Source organism: uncultured Formosa sp. (genome assembly GCF_947500765.1).
GTDB lineage: Bacteria > Bacteroidota > Bacteroidia > Flavobacteriales > Flavobacteriaceae > Formosa.
Genome location: NZ_CANMTH010000002.1, coordinates 226,022 through 244,154 on the forward strand (window position 1 = coordinate 226,022; position 18,133 = coordinate 244,154).

The window sequence follows — 18,133 nt, forward strand, 5'->3', positions numbered from 1 at the left end:
ATTATAGTAAAGAGACACCAGTTCCGTTTAAATCACTATAAGTTGTTACGCCATTTTCAATGGTTATTCCTGTAGCAATATCTTTAGCGAGTAACATTGCACCATCCATATCTACATAATCCAATAATGGCAAAAGCTGTGCTACGGCAGAAATTCCAACAGAAGATTCCGTCATGCAACCTACCATGGTTTTCATACCTAGTTGTCTCGCTTCTATAAGCATTTTTCGTGCGGATGTTAATCCGCCACATTTTACCAGCTTAACATTTACACCATGAAAATGATTATGGCATTTCGCAATATCTTCACTCACTTGGCAGCTTTCATCGGCAACTATTGGTAATACAGAGTCTTGGAATAATTTTTTATGTCCATTCCAGTTGTCTGCTTTTAAAGGTTGTTCTAAAAACTCGACACCTAATTCCTTAAGTGCAATTGCATTTTTTAGAGCTTCGTCTACGCCCCAACCACAATTGGCATCTATTCTAAATATGGCATCTGTGTGTTTTCTAAGTTCGGTAACAATTTTAATATCTTCATTTGTACCTAATTTAATTTTGTAAATAGGCCAAGGCAATTCTTTCATTTTCTCTACCATCTTTTCAACAGTATCTATACCTATGGTGTAATCTGTTATTGGATTGTGAGATATATCGTAACCCCAAAGTTCGTAAAGTTTTTTGTGTTGTTTTCGTGCATATAAATCGTTGTAAGCAAGATCTAAAGCGCAAAGTGCAAACATATTGTGTTTTAAAAGTGGGTACATTTTAGCCCAGAATACTTCAGGAGTTTCGTTTACAGTAGCCTCAATAATACTTTTTACTTTAGATAATTCGGCCATCATGATAGGTACTGTAATATTATAATACGGGTTTGAGGTGGCCTCTCCATAACCTGAAAAACCATCGTCTTCTAAAACGACAATTAAACTGGGTTGTACATCTATAGATTCTCTTGAAATTGTAAAGGTGTGTTTCAATTCAAGAATGTAGTCTTTTAAAATAAGTTTCATATACTAATTGTGTTGTTACTCAAAAATACGGAATTATCCGTTTTAAGCTTTCTAATCTTCATTTATTTTAAGCTAATACAGGCTTTTAATAATAAAAAAAACGCCTAACCATATATTGGTTAGGCGTTCATACTTATAAAGAAAATGAATATTAAATTTTTACAAGTTTTGATGTGTTTTGTTGTCCTTCTGAATTGATTATTTTAACTAGGTATAATCCAGGTTTTAGTTGAGACATATTAAATGTATCTGAAGTACTATAGTTGCCTTTAAACTGTTTAACGCGTTTTCCTGTAATATCGAAAATATTTAATTCTGTAGCGGAAATATTAATTTTAAAACTATCTCTTGTCGGATTTGGATAGATTGTAAAAGTATCTGAAAGAACTATATCGTCTACACTTAAATTTTGTGGTACATTATTTCCGTAAATCTTAAAGGTTCCAGGATCTAAAGTGATTGCATTGGTTGCCGAAATTGAAGTGTTTCCTGTTTCGTCCATTAAATCGTACCATGTACCATTGCTAGGAAAGTCAGGGTTTACGGTTTGTATTGTGGTATCAAAATTAGAAATAATTATAACTTCATTTAAATCTGAAGCTGCTAAATCTGAATTCCAAATACGAATTCTAGGTGTTAAATCTCCAGAAGTAATGGTGTAATCGCCTTCAAAAACCGCTTCATTAATTTTAAGTTCATTTAATCTAGACCACGTATTGTAAACTGCTGTTCTATTTTCGTTTCCTAACCAATTTTCAGACCATTGTGGTTGAGGTTTTGTGCTTAGTTTACAAGAATCGTCTGAAGATACCGAACCATCTGTACACGTGTAAATAGAATTATCCATACCTAAGTCGCTAAAATGCCAAATCATTTTTGGGCCAGGAATGGTTAAGGTAATTGCACCCAAGGCTTCCATACGTTGTAAAGAAGTATTTAAATCTTTTACATTGTAGGTTCCTGAAGATGCACCGTATTGAAGATTTTTATACATTAAACGTTCTTCATCATGACTTTCTGCATAACCAACTAAACGTTTTCCTGTGAAGCCATGTGCATCACTTCCCATTCTTTCAATATTAGAATCTGAAGCATATCCCATAGTTAATTGATTGTATGGATCTGTCATTTTTCCCCACATCATTACACCTTTACCTTCATCAATTTTATAGTTTGCCCATTCCTGTTCCTCATTATCTTGACCTAGATGTTCAAAAATAACGTATTGTGTTTCATCTAAATCCCAAGAATAGTCGGCATATTGTTTTAAAATATCTACACGATCTTGTTGGTAACTGTTAGTGCAACTTTCGTCTCCCGAAGTACAGTTTTGAGTAAACCCTTTGGTTAAATCCCATCGGAATCCATCAATATTAAAATCAGTAATCCAATGCTCAACCACACGTTCTACATAATATTGTGTGCGTGCTTGTTGATGGTTAAAATCTGATCCCACACTGTAGCTATGCGTGGCTTCTTCATTAAAATAGGGGTTTTCACTACTTGGGTCTCCCCAACCATCGCCATCGGGATCTTCCATCCACATGCGAACCATTGGGTTTCTGCCATAAGCATGATTTAAAGCAACATCTAAAATGACTGCAATTCCGTTTTCATGACATAAATCGATAAATTCTTTGACTTTGTTTTCTGTTCCATAAAATTTATCTAAAGCCATATGAAAGGACGTATTGTAACCCCAGCTTTCATTACCTTCAAATTCCATAATTGGCATTAATTGAATGGCATTAATGTTTAGATTTTTGAAGTAATCTATTCTATCAATTAAATCTTGAATATTTCTGTCTTCATCGAAATCACGAATTAAGACTTCGTAAATCACTAAGTCTTCTTTTTTAGGTTTTTCAAAATTAGTGACTTGCCAATTGTATGCAGACATACCAGTTTGTAATACCGTAACTTCACGCTCCTGACCTGTAGGATAATCTGGTAAATTTGGATAGGTGTCTGAAGAAATTTCAGGATCATCGAAAGGTGATAATACTAACGTAGAAAACGGATCGGCCGTTTTTACCATAGCAGGTGAGTTTGCTATAGGTGATTCGTCTACAACCCAATATTGATACGTTTCTATATTTTGAGATGTCAAACCATTTAGTTCTAACCAAAACTTTCCTGAAGTAGGATCTTGTTTCATGGCATAATCCGAAGTAGGTGACCAGTTATTGAAGCTTCCTGCGACATATACAAAGTCTTTTAAAGGTGCGTCTAAAACCAAAGTAGCTTTTGTAGCATCGCTAGAATCGTAGTTAATTCCGTTTTCTAGTCCGTCAGGCATGGTTTGAGATAACGTTCCGGGATTTACTAATACTGAAAATGTTTTGGTTGTTGTATTAGAACCTTGAGTAACGGTTAGCTCATAATCTTGATTAGATGTAATATTTGTTTGGGTGTAAGTATAGGTACTGGTACCTATTTTAGTGTCTAATACACTTCCGTTTACTGTAAGTGTGTAATTTGCATCTCCAGCAGTATTTGATGCAGATACCGTTAAGTTTTCTCCAGTAGTTAGAATAGTTGTACTGTTTTCTTCAGGAGAATTTAGGGTAACTTGAAATGTTCCGACATTAATAAAAATATCCGAACAGCCAGTTGCTTTTAATTCTTGATTTCCGGATGCATTTCTAAAAACCATACCTATTTTTGTTGCAGAACTTGCTTGTGCATCGGTTAAGCCGTAATATGTTTTAGGTGTTATGGTAATGCTCCAAGTACCGTCGTTATTATTGGTCATTTCTCCAACACCATCATCTGTGCCCCAATTCCCGATAACTTTGTATCCCCAAGGATCAGAACTATCCCCGATTCCGGAATGCATATAAACTTTAGAAGGACTACTTAGGGTGTTACAATTTGTATCTGAACTTAAAATATCTACGGTAATGGTTACCGTTTCTGACGCGTTAAACGCAGTAGGGCTTGTAGTTACTTGTGCGTAATTAAAGCTAGTAACAATTAAAAGTAAAAAAGCGAGTAAAGTTTTTTTCATAATAAATGGATTAAAAACAATACGGGCTGTGATGTTAATGTCACAGCCCGTATTTAATTGCTATTTAGTTAACGTATACGTTGGATTAGATGTATCTGATAAATCTAAAACAACATCGTAAGTGCCTGCTGTAATAGCGATGTTATCTCCGCCATCATCTAAAATACCATCTGCGCCAGTGTCTCCGTAATTAATTCCCCAATCGTTATTGGCTCTAAATTTCATTTCACCATCTGTAAGTGTAACGTTATTTAAATACCATACACCATCAGTAGTGTAGTCCATATTCATAACGGTATCTGGTCCGTCCCATCCATTAGGAGTAGCATCACCTACAAGTCCCCAAAGGTTCCCAATAGATTCAAGGGAATACGTTAAGTCGTTTAGGTTTAAAGTCACCAGATAGTTTCCTGCTGTTACAGCAATATTATCTCCTCCATCATCTAAACTTCCATCTGCACCAGTGTCTCCATAATTAAAACTCCAGTCGTTATTTTTTCTGAATTTCATTTCACCACTGGTTAACGTTACAACGGCACGCCATTGGTCTGATGTAGAATCGTATGTTAACGGTGTATCTGGACCATCCCAACCATTAGGTGTAGCGTCTCCGACAAGTCCCCAAGTATAGGCTTCAATTTTATATGTTAAGGTGCCTGCATTAAAGGTTACTTTGTAAGTTCCTGCGGTAACAACAATATTATCACCACCTTCTTCTAAAGTACCATCTGCTCCCGTATCACCATAATTTAAATCCCAACTGTTGTCTTGTCTTATTTTTATTTCACCATCTGTTAATGTTACATAAGCGTTAAAAATATCGGCTTCGCTAGTAGAATAGAATGGCATATCTGGACCGTCCCAACCATTTTCTGTAGCACTACCAACAAGTCCCCATACAGAAGATAAATCTAGTGTGTCTGCGTAACCAGTAACCGTAATGTTACTAATGTTAGAGGTTGCTGCAATCGTGTAAGTTCCCACTATGCTTTCTACTTTAACATCTATTACAGTTTCTGTACCAGATTCAATTTCTAAAGTTTGTAAAATAGTATTTAATTCTTCAGTTAAAAGGCTGTATTCTAAATCGCTTCCAACATCTTTTTTTACTGCATTTTGGAAGTTATTTCCAGAGATGCCAAAGTAAACCATGTATGTTGGTATGGCATTGTATCCGTAATCAGGCTCTGTCCAATTTAAACTTAAAGCAGTGTTGCCTTCATTCTCTTTTAGTAGTACAATATCTGATGTAGATGTTGTAAGTGCTGTTGTCGCTGTGTCGTTTAACACCGTATCGGTGTCGTCTGTAGTACAGCTGTAAAATGCCAGAGTTACTAACATTATACTTAATAATTTTGAAACTATATTTTTCATATTATAATGTTTTTATATTAGTATCCTGAATTTTGTTCCAAGTTTGGATTAATAGAAATAACGTTAGTAGGTAAAGGGAATATTTTTCTATAAGAATCTACTCCGTTACCATCGTTAGAACCTCCTTTAAACGGCCACACATAAGTATCTGTTGTGAATTGGTTAAAACGAACTAAATCTGTTCTACGTAGACCTTCCCAGTATAACTCTCTTGAACGTTCGTTTAAGATGAAGCTTAAAGATAAGTCAGATATAGAGATGTTTCCAGAGTCATTACCATAAGCACGAGTTCTTAATTGGTTCACTAAGTTTACTGCCGTGTTTAAATCACCACCACCACCACGAAGAGCAGCTTCAGCATAGTTTAAGTAAATTTCTGCTAATCTAATTAAAGGAATATCTGTATCTGCAAATTCTCCTGAGGTATCGTTAGCTTGGCTACCATCACTATTAACATTTGAAAATTTAGTTACAGCATAACCATCAGTAAATGTGTTAGATATTGTTGTAATCTCGTATTCTTGTCCGTCTGTGTAAAACATAGCACGGTGATCTGCCCAAGCTGTAGGGTAACCATCGCTGTCTTTTACAGTAATAGAACTCGCAAATTTATTAACTAATGCTTTTGTGGTTCTAAGACCAGACCAACCTCCGTTAACACCATAAGCAAGAGGATCCATGCTGCCGCCAATTGCAGCGTGAATTAAGAATGTAGTACCACCGTAAGTTGTAGATTGTACACCGTCAAAATTAGCTGTAAAAATGAACTCGTTTTGAGCACCATTGGTATTGTTGTCTGCTAAGAATAATTCATCGTAAGCAGATCCATTTCCATTAACATCGTTGGTGTTTATTGAATATGAAGAATTAATTACTTCGTTAGAATATGTAATACAATCTGCATATCTGTCTTCACCTATCCAAGTTTCAGCATTTAAATATAAACGAGATAATAATGCCCAAGCTGCAACTTTATCTACACGGCCATATTCGTTACTATCTGCTAATAGATCTTGAATTTCTAATAATTCTGTTTCAACAAAACTGAATAACTCAGTTCTATCACTTTGTAAAGGCAGTTCTGTAGACACCACTGTAGTTAAAGGCACATTTGCATATAAATCTATTAAGTTATAGTATGCATATGCTCTTAAAAAACGCGCTTCGGCTATATATGTTTGTGCTTCGGTACCTGATAATGATGTTGCATTAGCAATAAAAGAGTTGCAAAAAGACACTTCTTGACCTAATCTGTAATACATGGCTTCAGAGAAATCGTTACCAGAAGACCAACTTAAGTTGTGTAAATCTGGTAGCCCTGGGTCTCCCCAACCAACAACAGCATTATCTGTTGTAAGTTCGTTTAAATTAAAAAGCATACGTGTGTATTGCGAGAACCCTTCATCAATACCAGAAATATCGGCATCACCTGCAGGGCCTTCTTGTCCGGTTAATGCTAAACTTGCATATAGTTTAGCTAAAGCACCTTTAGCTTCATCTATGTTAGCAAATACATCTTCTTCTGTAAAGCTATCTGGATCGATAGGGGTTTGGTCTAAATCGTCATGACAAGACACTATAGACAACGCTAAAGCGAAACCAACTGTGAATTTATTTATTATATTTTTCATGAATTCTTTTTTTTAAAAATCAATATTTACACCTAAAACATAGGTTCTTGGTCTTGGGTAGAAATTGTTGTCAATTCCACCATACACTTCTGGATCTAAACCATCGTAATCTGTTACAGTTAAAACGTTTTGAACAGATCCGTAAAAACGGAATGTTGTGTTTTTAATAGCTTCAGTTAGTGTGTAACCAAGCGTAATGTTATCTACTTTAAAGAATGATGCATCTTGAACATAATGGTCGCTTAACAATCCATTATCTGTTAAAGATTGAAATCCGGTATCGTAATAATCTGTATGTAAGTTTGTTAATATACCGTTTTCTGTTGCTCTATTTAAAGTTCCTGCTCTTGAAGCAACATTGTTGTAAATGTAGTTGCCTAGGTTAGCTCTTGTTATTACAGAAAAGTCCCATTTTTTATAACTTAAATTAGTGTTTAATCCCATGGTTATATCTGCATACGGATCGTGATCTATGTATTTATCGTCTTCGTTAATAATGTTATCTCCGTTTCGATCTACATAGGCACCTTCAATAGGTTTTCCTGTACTATCATAAACTTGCTCGTAAACTAAAAAACTATAAGGTGCTTCTCCTTCTACGTGAGTTTGTACAGTATTTCCTGTACCTCCGCTAATGCCTCCAACAAATTGTTGGTCAGGAAGGTTTGTAATTTCATTGTCGTTAAAAGCAATGTTGTAACCAATGCTCCACTCAAAATTATCGTTTCTAACAGGAATTACATTTAAGTTAAATTCGACTCCTTTATTTTCCATGTCACCAATATTGGCTTCGATTTGATTTCCGAAATTTGTAAAAGGATCTACAAAAGAATCGCTAATTAAGTCTTTCGTTTTCTTAGAGTATAAATTAATTGATCCTGATATTCTTCGAGAAAATAAAGCGTAGTCTATACCAATGTTAAGTGTTTGTGCAACTTCCCAACGTAAATCTTCGTTTATAGCTTCTGGTCTGTAGGTTTGATAAAACGTATTTCCAAATTGATAGTTTGCTGTAGATTGACTACCCGTATAACTTGTAATAAATTTGTAATCGCCTAAACCATTTACGTTACCAACTTCTCCGTAACCTAATCTTAATTTTAGTTCGTTAAAAGCAGTGTCTTGTAAAAAGTCTTCCTTATTAATGTTCCAAGCTAAAGCAGCAGAAGGGAAATATCCCCAACGATCGTCTGGATTTAATTTAGAAGAAGCATCTGCTCTTAAACTTGCTGTAAGCAGGTATTTTCCATTTAGAGTGTAATTAACACGACCAAAATACGATAGTAATACGTTTTTAGATTTATCTATAAATTCGTAGTCTACACCATCTTCTTCATCCTCACTATCATAATTAAAATTATTGTATTCAAAAGATTGATAAGAGTAACCTGCTACTGCGGTAAAATCGTTATTATCATTGAATTCTTTTTCGTAAGTTAAATAAGCATCAAATAATTTATTTGTAGCTTCTTGAGTATAACTAGTACGTGATCCGTTCCAAGTTTCGTCTGGAGTAGGAATTAAATCAGATGTTACTTTTCGACCATGACTGTTTTGTTGATCTATACCTATATTAACAGTAGCGGTTAAATCTTCAAAAAAGTGTAGGTTATAATCTACCTTAGCATTTGCTACCAAACGGCGTACTTCAGATGTGTCGTCTACCAAGTCCAATAATGCAACTGGATTTGTAGGAGCTAAACTTGGTTTGTTTCCTGTGTTTGGATCAATCCAAGAAAAATATCCACCATATTTTGAATCTGCATCATAAATAGGTTGTGTAGGATCGAAATCGATTGAAGAACCGATTGCGTCTTGATTTGCGAAAGTGTTTTCAGTATACATTCCGCGAGCATTTAAGTCAAATCTTAAGTGATCGTCTAATAAACTAGGTTTCACGTTTAAGGCCGCAGTGGTTCTTGTAAGATTATCATTTTTTAGAATACCATCTTGATCAGAGTATCCAATAGATGCTCTAACAGGTACGCCAAATGCATTTCCTATAGCGCTAAATGAGTGATCTGCTCCGTAAGCATTACCATAAATTTGATCTTGCCAATTTGTGTTTTCAGAGCCTAATAAAGCAATATTTTCTGCGGTTCCAGTTTCTGTAATAAGCGTTCTAAATTGGTCTGCAGACATAACATCTACTTTATTAATAGGAGTCCCTACTGTTGCAGAACTACTTATGTTAAATTTAAAGCCGCTATCTTTTCCTTTTTTAGTTGTAATTAAAATAACACCGTTAGCAGCACGCGATCCGTAGATTGCAGTTGCAGACGCATCTTTTAATACAACCATACTTTCAATATCGTTAGGATTAATAAAGTTTAATGGGTTTCTAGATCCGCCAACACTTCCGTTATCAATAGGAAATCCATCAATTACATAAAGCGGGGTGCTTTCTAATGATAAAGATCCTTGTCCTCTAATAATAATGTTTTGTCCTTCTCCAGGAGCACCACCACTAGAAGTTACAGATACACCGGCAACTTTACCGCTAATTAATTGTTGTGCAGATATAACTGGCCCTTCGTTAAAATCGTCTGAGTTTATCATATCTACGGCTCCAGTTAAGTCTTCTTTCTTAACACTACCATATCCAATAACAACAACCTCGTCTAAGACTGCGGCGTCTTCTTCAAGTTTAATATTTAATGTTGTTTGTCCAGTAAAGGTTACATCCTGTGATTTGTAACCAATAAAAGTAAATTCTAAAACATCCCCTTCGTTTACAGAGAGGGAGTAGTTTCCGTCAAAATCTGTTGCTGTCCCAGTAGTTGTTCCTCTAACAATAATATTTACGCCAGGTATGGGTAAATTTGAACTGTTTTCGGATACGGTTCCTGTTACGGTTTCTTGCGCCAATAATAAAGATGGTGCAAAAAACAATGCCAGTAATACACTGTTAAAAATTGTTTTCATATAACATGAATTAAATTAAATCTGATTTAGTTTGTTTGTTCGTACTTTTACTTCTCGAGATTAAAATTATGTAAATTTTATGTTAACTCGAATTCTAATTTTGCGATATCCTTAACGTAAACGTTTTCGTGTTAGTAACTTTTTTAGAATTAAGGGCTTATTGGTCTTAATTCTGTGAATTATTGAAAATTGATAGGATTGTAATACCTTTACAAGTACAAATTCTTATTTATGAAAAAGAAAGTAACCTTAAAACAGATTGCTAGAGAACTAGATGTATCTATCGCAACAGTATCTAAAGCTTTGCGAAACAGTAAAGAAATTAGTGAAGATACACGCGATAAGGTGAAGGCTTTCGCTAAACTTTATCATTACAGACCAAACAATATTGCATTAAGTTTAAAAAACAGAAAAACTAAAACTATAGGTATTTTAATTCCAGAGATTGTGCATCACTTTTTCTCGAAAGTTATCCAAGGTATTGAAGAGGTTGCTAATAAAAAAGGGTATAATGTTATTATAGGATTATCTAATGAGTCTTTTGATAAGGAGGTTATTAACATGGAAATGTTGGCTAACGGAAGTATAGATGGTTTCATCTTATCTATATCTAAAGAAACATTAATGCAACAAGATTATCATCATTTTAATGAGACTATAAGTCAAGGAATGCCAATCGTGATGTTCGATAGAATTGTAAACGAAATTGCTTGTGATAAAGTTATAGTAGACGATTTAAGAGGCTCTAAAAAAGCAGTAATAAAGCTAATAGAGAATAAGTGTAAAAATATAGCTATAATAACTACTAAAGACTATGTTAGTGTAGGAAGACTGCGTACTCAAGGTTATATTGAAGCTCTAAATGAATATGATATTGAAAGCCAATCGGATTTAATTTTAAAGGTAGATGATAAATTGGTTTCCGAAGATTATATAGATGTTTTAGAGAAAGAGATTATGGATTTATTTTTAAAGAATCCAAACATAGATGGTGTTTTTGCAGTAAATGAATTGTACGCAATAACAGCTATGAAAGTTGCTAGGAAATTAGGAAAACAAATTCCAGAAGAACTTCAGGTTATTGGTTTTACAGACGGTGTATTATCGCGTCACGCTATGCCAAGTTTAACTACAGTAAGTCAGCACGGAAAAAAAATAGGAGCTGTAGCAGCCGAATTATTAATTGAAAAATTAGAGAGTGAGGTTGAAGACGAGCAAGTTAAGACAGTGGTTATTGAAACCGAATTGATAGAGAGGGAGTCTACCAAATAAAATTTAACATCACTAATTTAAAATCTTTTGTATCTTAGCACCAAAATCAAAACTTTTACTTCTCACTAATAAGTTTTGATAAGTTTTTTCGCTTATCAATGGTATTCATTAAAATATACTATGATGAAAAAGCGTGCCCTCAGTTTCTGGGAAATTTGGAACATGAGTTTCGGGTTCTTAGGAATACAATTCGGATTTGCATTACAAGGAGGCTTTATGTCTCGAATATTTCAAACTTTAGGAGCCGACAAGGAAGCTATTCCAATGTTGTGGATTGCTGCACCTTTAACAGGTTTATTAATTCAACCCATAATTGGTTACATGAGTGATCACACTTGGAACCCACGTTGGGGAAGACGTAAACCTTATTTCTTAATTGGTGCTGTTTTAAGCTCTATTGCCTTACTACTTGTCCCACACTCACCTGTATTATGGGTGGCTGCTGGTTTTTTATGGATTTTAGACGCGTCTATTAATGTGTCTATGGAGCCCTTTCGTGCACTTGTAGCCGATAAATTACCCGATTCGCAAAGGTCTTACGGTTTTGTTGTACAAACTTTAATTATTGGTATTGGTACTTGGGTCGCTAGTAATTTACCCTGGATGGTGTCTAAGCTAGGAGTTAGCGATGCCGCACCTATGGGAGTTGTTCCTATGTCTGTAAAAGTTGCTTTTGCTATAGGTGCCGTAGTTTTTATGGCGAGTATTCTGTATACCGTTTTTACAACTTCCGAATATCCTCCGGAAGACATGGAAGCTTTCGAAAAAGAGAAGGCTAAAAAGAATCAATTTATTTCAGATATCACAAATAATATCGGAAATATGCCAACAACAATGAAAAAATTAGGACTGATTCAATTTTTCAGTTGGTTTGCCTTTTTTACCATGTGGAGTTTAGCAAATCCAGCATTAACAGAGCACGTATACCATACGCCAGCACCAATAGAAACTGCATACGATTTTTCAATTCCAGAACAAGCCGCTGCTTTCGATGTAGAAAACACAGCTTTCCAAAAGTCTTCAAATTTAGTAGGGTCTTCAATGGGAGTATACGGATTATCGTCAATGGTTTTTGCTTTAGTGCTAGCATTTTATACTTCTAAAAAACGTATCAACCGTAAATATGTACATATGTTTTCATTATTTATGGGAGGTTTAGGATTTTTATCAATGTATTTTTTCCCTTCACCAGATTTTTTAAAATACTCGTTTATTCTAGTCGGAATAGCTTGGGGTAGTATACTTTCTATGCCTTATGCTATGTTATCCAGTGCAGTAGATCCAAATAAAATGGGGGTTATTATGGGAATTTTTAATATGTTTATAGTAATTCCGCAAATTATTGCAGCTATAGGAGGAATCAATTTTGTGTCCAACCTATTAGGAGACGAAACCATTAATGCCATGTTGGTAGCTGGGTTTAGTTTAATTATAGCAGGACTTTGTAACTTTTTAATAACAGATAAAAACGCTATATCATATCAACCAGAATTAGAAAACTCATGAAAACAAAAGGATTTATATTCGATTTAGACGGTGTTATTGTAGATACTGCAAAATATCATTTTTTGGCTTGGAAAAATCTAGCCAATAGTTTAGGGTTCGATTTTACCGAAATTCAAAACGAACAATTAAAAGGAGTGAGTCGTGTCGAGTCGCTTAAAAAAATATTAGCATGGGGAAACACAACCGTTTCCGATGAGAAGTTTCAAGAATTAATGGCTCTAAAAAATACAGAATATTTAGAGTTTATTAATAAAATGGACGACTCAGAGATTCTTCCAGATGTACCTCGCGTTCTTGATTATTTAATAGAAATTAAGCAAGGGGTGTCTCTAGGTTCTGCAAGTAAAAATGCAAGAACTATACTTGAAAAAGTGCATTTGTTATCAAAATTTAAAACGATAGTCGATGGTAACGACGTTTCTAAAGCAAAACCCGATCCCGAAGTGTTTTTAAATGCTGCAAAATCATTAAACATAAAACCTGAAGATTGTGTGGTTTTTGAAGATTCTGTTGCAGGTATTCAAGCCGCAAATACTGCCCATATGGTCTCTATAGGTATTGGTAGTAAAGATGTGTTACATGAAGCCGATTATATTTTTAACGACTTCACTGAGATTTCAACAGAATTTATAAATAAAATAATTAATAACTAGAATACATATAAACCGTAATGTAAACTGAATTTCATTTTCGGTATACAAATCACGGTATTCTATTATCTTAAATAAAATGAATCAAGATTATATTAAACCAGACAATTGGTCGATAATTGAAGAAGGATTTGATGTAGAACGCGTTAAATCATCAGAGAGTTTATTCAGTATCGGGAACGGTGCTATGGGGCAACGTGCTAATTTTGAAGAGTACTATTCAGGACCTACATTTCAAGGAAGTTATATTGCTGGTGTGTATTATCCAGATAAGACGCGTGTTGGTTGGTGGAAAAATGGATATCCTGAATATTTCGCTAAAGTATTAAATGCACCAAGTTGGATTGGTATTAATGTATTTGTAAACGGAAATCCTTTAGATTTATTTACGTGTAAAACCGTGTCCGACTTTAAGCGTGAATTAAATATGAAAGAAGGTTGGTTATCGCGTTCTTTTAAAGCAACCTTGCCAAATGATGTTCAAGTAGCAGTCAAAACAAAACGTTTTTTAAGTTTAGAGTTAGATGAAATTGGAGCCATTTCTTATAGCATAACGCCTTTAAGTGGTGATGTAGAGATTACCTTCGAACCGTATTTAGATTCTGGAATTACTAATGAAGATACCAATTGGGACGATAAATTTTGGGAAACTACTGCGGTAACTCAAGATGGAAATATGGCGTTTATTGAAGCTTTTACAATGAAAACGGAGTTTAAAACTTGTACGTTTATGGCTTCAGAATATTTCTTAGATAATCAGAAAATAGACGTAAAAGAAGTGGTGTCGCATACAGACAGAACCATTACGTTTAAACAAACCTCTGCAGTAAAACAAAATCAGACATTTTCTATTCATAAATTTGGAGGTTATACTGTAGATCGTAATCACGATGCAGCACATTTGGTTTCTGCCGCAAAAGATGTTTTAACTCAAGCATTACGTTTAGGGTTTCAACATTTATTGGTTCAGCAAGAATTGGCTTGGGCTAAAATTTGGGATATGGCAGATATTACAATCGAAGGCGATGTGAAAGCGCAACAAGGCATCCGATTTAATATTATGCAATTAAATCATACCTATTTAGGAAAAGATGCGCGTTTAAATATTGGTCCGAAAGGATTTACAGGTGAAAAATATGGAGGAAGTACCTATTGGGATACCGAAGCCTATTGTATTCCGTTTTACATGGCAACAAAAGATCAAGAAGTTGCCCGTAATTTATTAGAATATCGTTACAATCATTTAGATCGTGCTATTGAAAATGCAGGAAAATTAGGTTTCACTAATGGTGCAGCTTTATATCCAATGGTAACTATGAATGGTGAAGAATGCCATAATGAATGGGAAATTACATTTGAAGAAATTCATAGAAACGGAGCCATAGCATTTGCCATTTTTAACTATTACCGTTATACAAACGATTATAGTTACATTCCAGAAAAAGGATTAGAAGTATTAATCGGGATTGCTCGTTTTTGGCAACAACGTGCAACCTTATCTACAGCACATAATAAATACGTGATTCTTGGTGTTACAGGACCAAACGAATACGAAAACAACGTAAATAATAATTTTTATACCAATTATCTTGCAAAGTGGTGTATAGATTATGCAATAGAAAATATTAAGAAAGTTGCTAAAGAATACGAAGACGATTTTAGTAGAATTCAAGATAAAGTAAATCTGTCTCCTGAAGAATTAGAACAATGGAAAGCCGTTGCAGGAAATATGTATTTACCATTTTCTGAAGCACATAATGTGTACTTACAACAAGATGGTTTCTTAGATAAAGAATTAATAACTGTAGCAGATTTAGACAAAGCTTCCCGCCCAATAAATCAAAAATGGTCTTGGGACCGCATCTTACGTTCGCCTTATATAAAACAAGCCGATACGTTACAAGGTTTTTACTTTTTTGAAGATCACTTTACTACTGAAGAATTAGAGCGTCACTTCGATTTTTATGAGCCATTTACAGTTCACGAAAGTTCATTGTCGCCTTGTGTACACAGTATTCAGGCTGCAAAATTAAACCGTATGGATCAGGCTTATGAGTTCTATTTACGTACATCTCGTTTAGATTTAGACGACTATAATAGAGAGGTTGAAGAAGGTTTACATATTACCTCTATGGCAGGAACTTGGATGAGTATTGTTGAAGGTTTTGGAGGGATGCGTATTAAAAATAATACATTGTCTTTTGAGCCTAAAATTCCTCACCAATGGGAAGGATATTCATTTAAAGTGAATTTTAGAAATCAAGTTGTAAAAGTGAAAGTGACTCAAAAAGGTGCTGAATTTAAACTTGAGAAGGGTAGCGAATTAGAAATAATCGCTAATAATGAAAAAGTAGTACTTCAGTTAGAAGATTAAAAAATTAAAGATAGTGCGTTTTGATAGTTAGGCTGTTTAATTCTTATTGTGGTGGTTTGTTAATAACAATTTCATTCAGAATTAAATAATTGTCAGAATGCACTTGTCTTTAATATATTAAAGCTTGCTGTTTTGTAATTGAAAATAAAATTGAAATACAGATTAATGAAAAATGTCATGCCTTATTTAATTGTTTTGTTCGCGTCTATTCATTTTACTAATGCTCAAGAGTTAAAATCGCCTAATGGTGACCTAATTATGAGTTTTGAACTTCATGAAAATGGAACTCCAACCTATAAATTAGCTTATAAAAATAAGGAGGTTATAAAAACGAGTCGTTTAGGATTAGAATTGAAAGACGATGAAAAATCTTTATTGAACGATTTTAAAATTACAAATACAGAAACAGCAACTTTTAACGCGTCATGGACTCCAGTTTGGGGCGAAGTGAAAACCATTCAAAACCATTATAATGAATTGGCTGTAACACTAACTCAAAATGAAACAGAACGCATTGTTATTATTCGTTTTCGTTTATTTGATGAAGGTTTAGGGTTTCGTTACGAATTTCCCGAACAAAAAAACTTAGTGTATTTTACAATAAAAGAAGAGCGTACACAGTTTGCTATGGCTGGCGATCATACTGCATTCTGGATTCCTGGAGATTACGATACTCAGGAATACGATTATACCGAATCTAAATTATCTGAAATTCGTGGGTATTCAGAAGGTGCTGTAACTGCAAATTTATCGCAAACATCATTTTCTCCAACAGGTGTGCAAACCGCGTTAATAATGAAAACAGACGATGGTTTATTTATCAATTTACATGAAGCTGCGTTAATTAATTATTCTTGTATGCATCTTAATTTAGATGATGAAAACATGGTATTCGAGTCTTGGTTAACACCAGATTCTAACGGAGATAAAGGCTATATTCAAGCGCCAGCAACATCGCCTTGGAGAACCATTATGGTAAGCGATGATGCACGTGATATTCTGGCTTCAAAAATAACATACAATTTAAACGAACCTTGTGCGATTGAAGATATCTCGTGGATTAAGCCCGTGAAATACGTAGGTGTTTGGTGGGAGATGATCACAGGAAAAGGGTCTTGGCATTATACAGACGATTTACCGTCGGTTCAATTAGGGGTTACAGATTATTCTAAAGTGTCTCCAAATAAAACACACTCTGCAAACACAGAAAATGTAAAAAAATATATTGATTTTGCTGCTGAAAATGGTTTCGATGCTGTTTTAGTAGAAGGCTGGAATGAAGGTTGGGAAGATTGGTTCGGACATTCTAAAGATTATGTTTTCGACTTCGTTACACCATATCCTGATTTTGATGTGGAAGGTATTCATGCTTACGCAAAATCTAAAGGTGTAGAGATGATGATGCATCACGAAACTTCTGCTTCTGTTCGTAATTACGAGCGCCATATGGATGAAGCGTATAAATTTATGAATGCTAACGGGTACAAATCTGTAAAAAGTGGTTATTTAGGAGATATTTTACCTCGCGGTGAGAATCATTACAATCAATGGATTGTAAATCATTATCAGTATGCTGTAGAAAAGGCGGCAGACTACAAAATTATGGTCAATGCACACGAAGCTGTGCGACCAACAGGTGTTGCTAGAACCTATCCTAATTTAATAGGAAACGAATCTGCAAGAGGAACCGAATACCAAGCTTTTGGAGGTTCTAAACCAAATCATGTTACTATTTTACCGTTTACACGATTAATTGGAGGTCCTATGGATTATACGCCTGGGATTTTCGAAATGGATATTAGCAAATTTAGTCCGAATAACAATTCACACGTCAATAGTACAATTGCTAATCAGTTAGCCTTGTATGTTACCATGTACAGTCCGTTGCAAATGGCAGCAGATTTCCCTGAACATTACGAGCAGTTTATGGATGCCTTTCAGTTTATAAAGGATGTTGCTATAGATTGGGATGAAAGTATCTATCTGGAAGCAGAACCAGGACAGTATATTACTGTAGCTAGAAAGGAAAAAGATAGTAGTAATTGGTTTGTAGGGAATGTAAACGGATACACATCTAGAACATCTAAAATCAGTTTAGATTTCTTAGATAACGGTAAAAAGTACGAAGCAATTATTTATGCTGACGCTAAAGATGCCGACTACAAAACGAATCCTCAGGCTTATAAAATTACAAAACAAAAGGTAACTAATAAAACAAAACTATCTCAAGTATCTGTTCCTGGGGGTGGTTATGCTATTAGTATTATGGAAGTGAAGTAGCTAATATGTTTTTTCTGAATAATAATTTTTATACTAAAAATGTATATAGATATGCGTATATTATTTAAAGGATTAGTAAACAATAAACAAACTATTTTT

The 18,133-nt window shown here is 34.5% G+C and carries 10 protein-coding genes; 5 read left to right on the forward strand and 5 right to left on the reverse strand.

Annotation, left to right across the window (positions count from 1 at the left end; all coding sequences use genetic code 11):
- Position 1: 1 nt before the first annotated feature.
- The 5 genes from Q1B05_RS04085 to Q1B05_RS04105 all read right to left on the reverse strand — a co-directional run bounded on the left by Q1B05_RS04085 (position 2) and on the right by Q1B05_RS04105 (position 9,952).
- Positions 2 to 1,012, reverse strand: coding sequence for a dipeptide epimerase (locus tag Q1B05_RS04085; protein WP_299777858.1), 1,011 nt, complete (start codon positions 1,010 to 1,012; stop codon positions 2 to 4).
- 151 nt (positions 1,013 to 1,163) lie between these two features.
- Positions 1,164 to 4,022 carry an alpha-amylase family glycosyl hydrolase gene (locus Q1B05_RS04090; RefSeq protein WP_299777860.1) on the reverse strand — a complete coding sequence of 953 codons (2,859 nt, stop codon included), beginning with the start codon at positions 4,020 to 4,022 and terminating at the stop codon, positions 1,164 to 1,166.
- A gap of 60 nt (positions 4,023 to 4,082) precedes the next feature.
- Positions 4,083 to 5,396 (reverse strand): SusE domain-containing protein, encoded by a 1,314-nt coding sequence (locus tag Q1B05_RS04095; RefSeq protein ID WP_299777862.1) that lies wholly within the window; start codon positions 5,394 to 5,396, stop codon positions 4,083 to 4,085.
- Positions 5,397 to 5,413: 17 nt separating this feature from the next.
- The gene (locus tag Q1B05_RS04100) at positions 5,414 to 7,027 is read right to left on the reverse strand and encodes a RagB/SusD family nutrient uptake outer membrane protein (RefSeq protein WP_299777864.1); all 1,614 of its coding nucleotides are present in this window, start codon (positions 7,025 to 7,027) and stop codon (positions 5,414 to 5,416) included.
- A 12-nt stretch (positions 7,028 to 7,039) separates the two neighbouring features.
- A complete protein-coding gene (locus Q1B05_RS04105; RefSeq protein ID WP_299777866.1) occupies positions 7,040 to 9,952 on the reverse strand; it encodes a TonB-dependent receptor in 2,913 nt (970 codons plus the stop codon).
- Between the two features lie 231 nt (positions 9,953 to 10,183).
- Here Q1B05_RS04105 and Q1B05_RS04110 point away from each other — a divergent pair, with 231 nt between their 5' ends.
- From Q1B05_RS04110 to Q1B05_RS04130, 5 genes are all read left to right on the forward strand, one after another.
- The gene (locus tag Q1B05_RS04110; RefSeq protein ID WP_299777869.1) at positions 10,184 to 11,224 is read left to right on the forward strand and encodes a LacI family DNA-binding transcriptional regulator; all 1,041 of its coding nucleotides are present in this window, start codon (positions 10,184 to 10,186) and stop codon (positions 11,222 to 11,224) included.
- A 123-nt stretch (positions 11,225 to 11,347) separates the two neighbouring features.
- Complete coding sequence (locus tag Q1B05_RS04115) at positions 11,348 to 12,730, forward strand: MFS transporter (RefSeq protein WP_299778721.1); 1,383 nt, start codon at positions 11,348 to 11,350, stop codon at positions 12,728 to 12,730.
- Positions 12,727 to 13,383 (forward strand): beta-phosphoglucomutase, encoded by a 657-nt coding sequence (pgmB, locus tag Q1B05_RS04120; protein ID WP_299777871.1) that lies wholly within the window; start codon positions 12,727 to 12,729, stop codon positions 13,381 to 13,383. Before Q1B05_RS04115 ends, pgmB begins: the two co-directional genes overlap by 4 nt.
- A gap of 76 nt (positions 13,384 to 13,459) precedes the next feature.
- Positions 13,460 to 15,754 (forward strand): glycoside hydrolase family 65 protein, encoded by a 2,295-nt coding sequence (locus tag Q1B05_RS04125; protein WP_299777873.1) that lies wholly within the window; start codon positions 13,460 to 13,462, stop codon positions 15,752 to 15,754.
- A gap of 165 nt (positions 15,755 to 15,919) precedes the next feature.
- A complete protein-coding gene (locus tag Q1B05_RS04130) occupies positions 15,920 to 18,034 on the forward strand; it encodes a glycoside hydrolase family 97 protein (RefSeq protein WP_299777875.1) in 2,115 nt (704 codons plus the stop codon).
- The last annotated feature ends 99 nt before the right edge of the window (positions 18,035 to 18,133 follow it).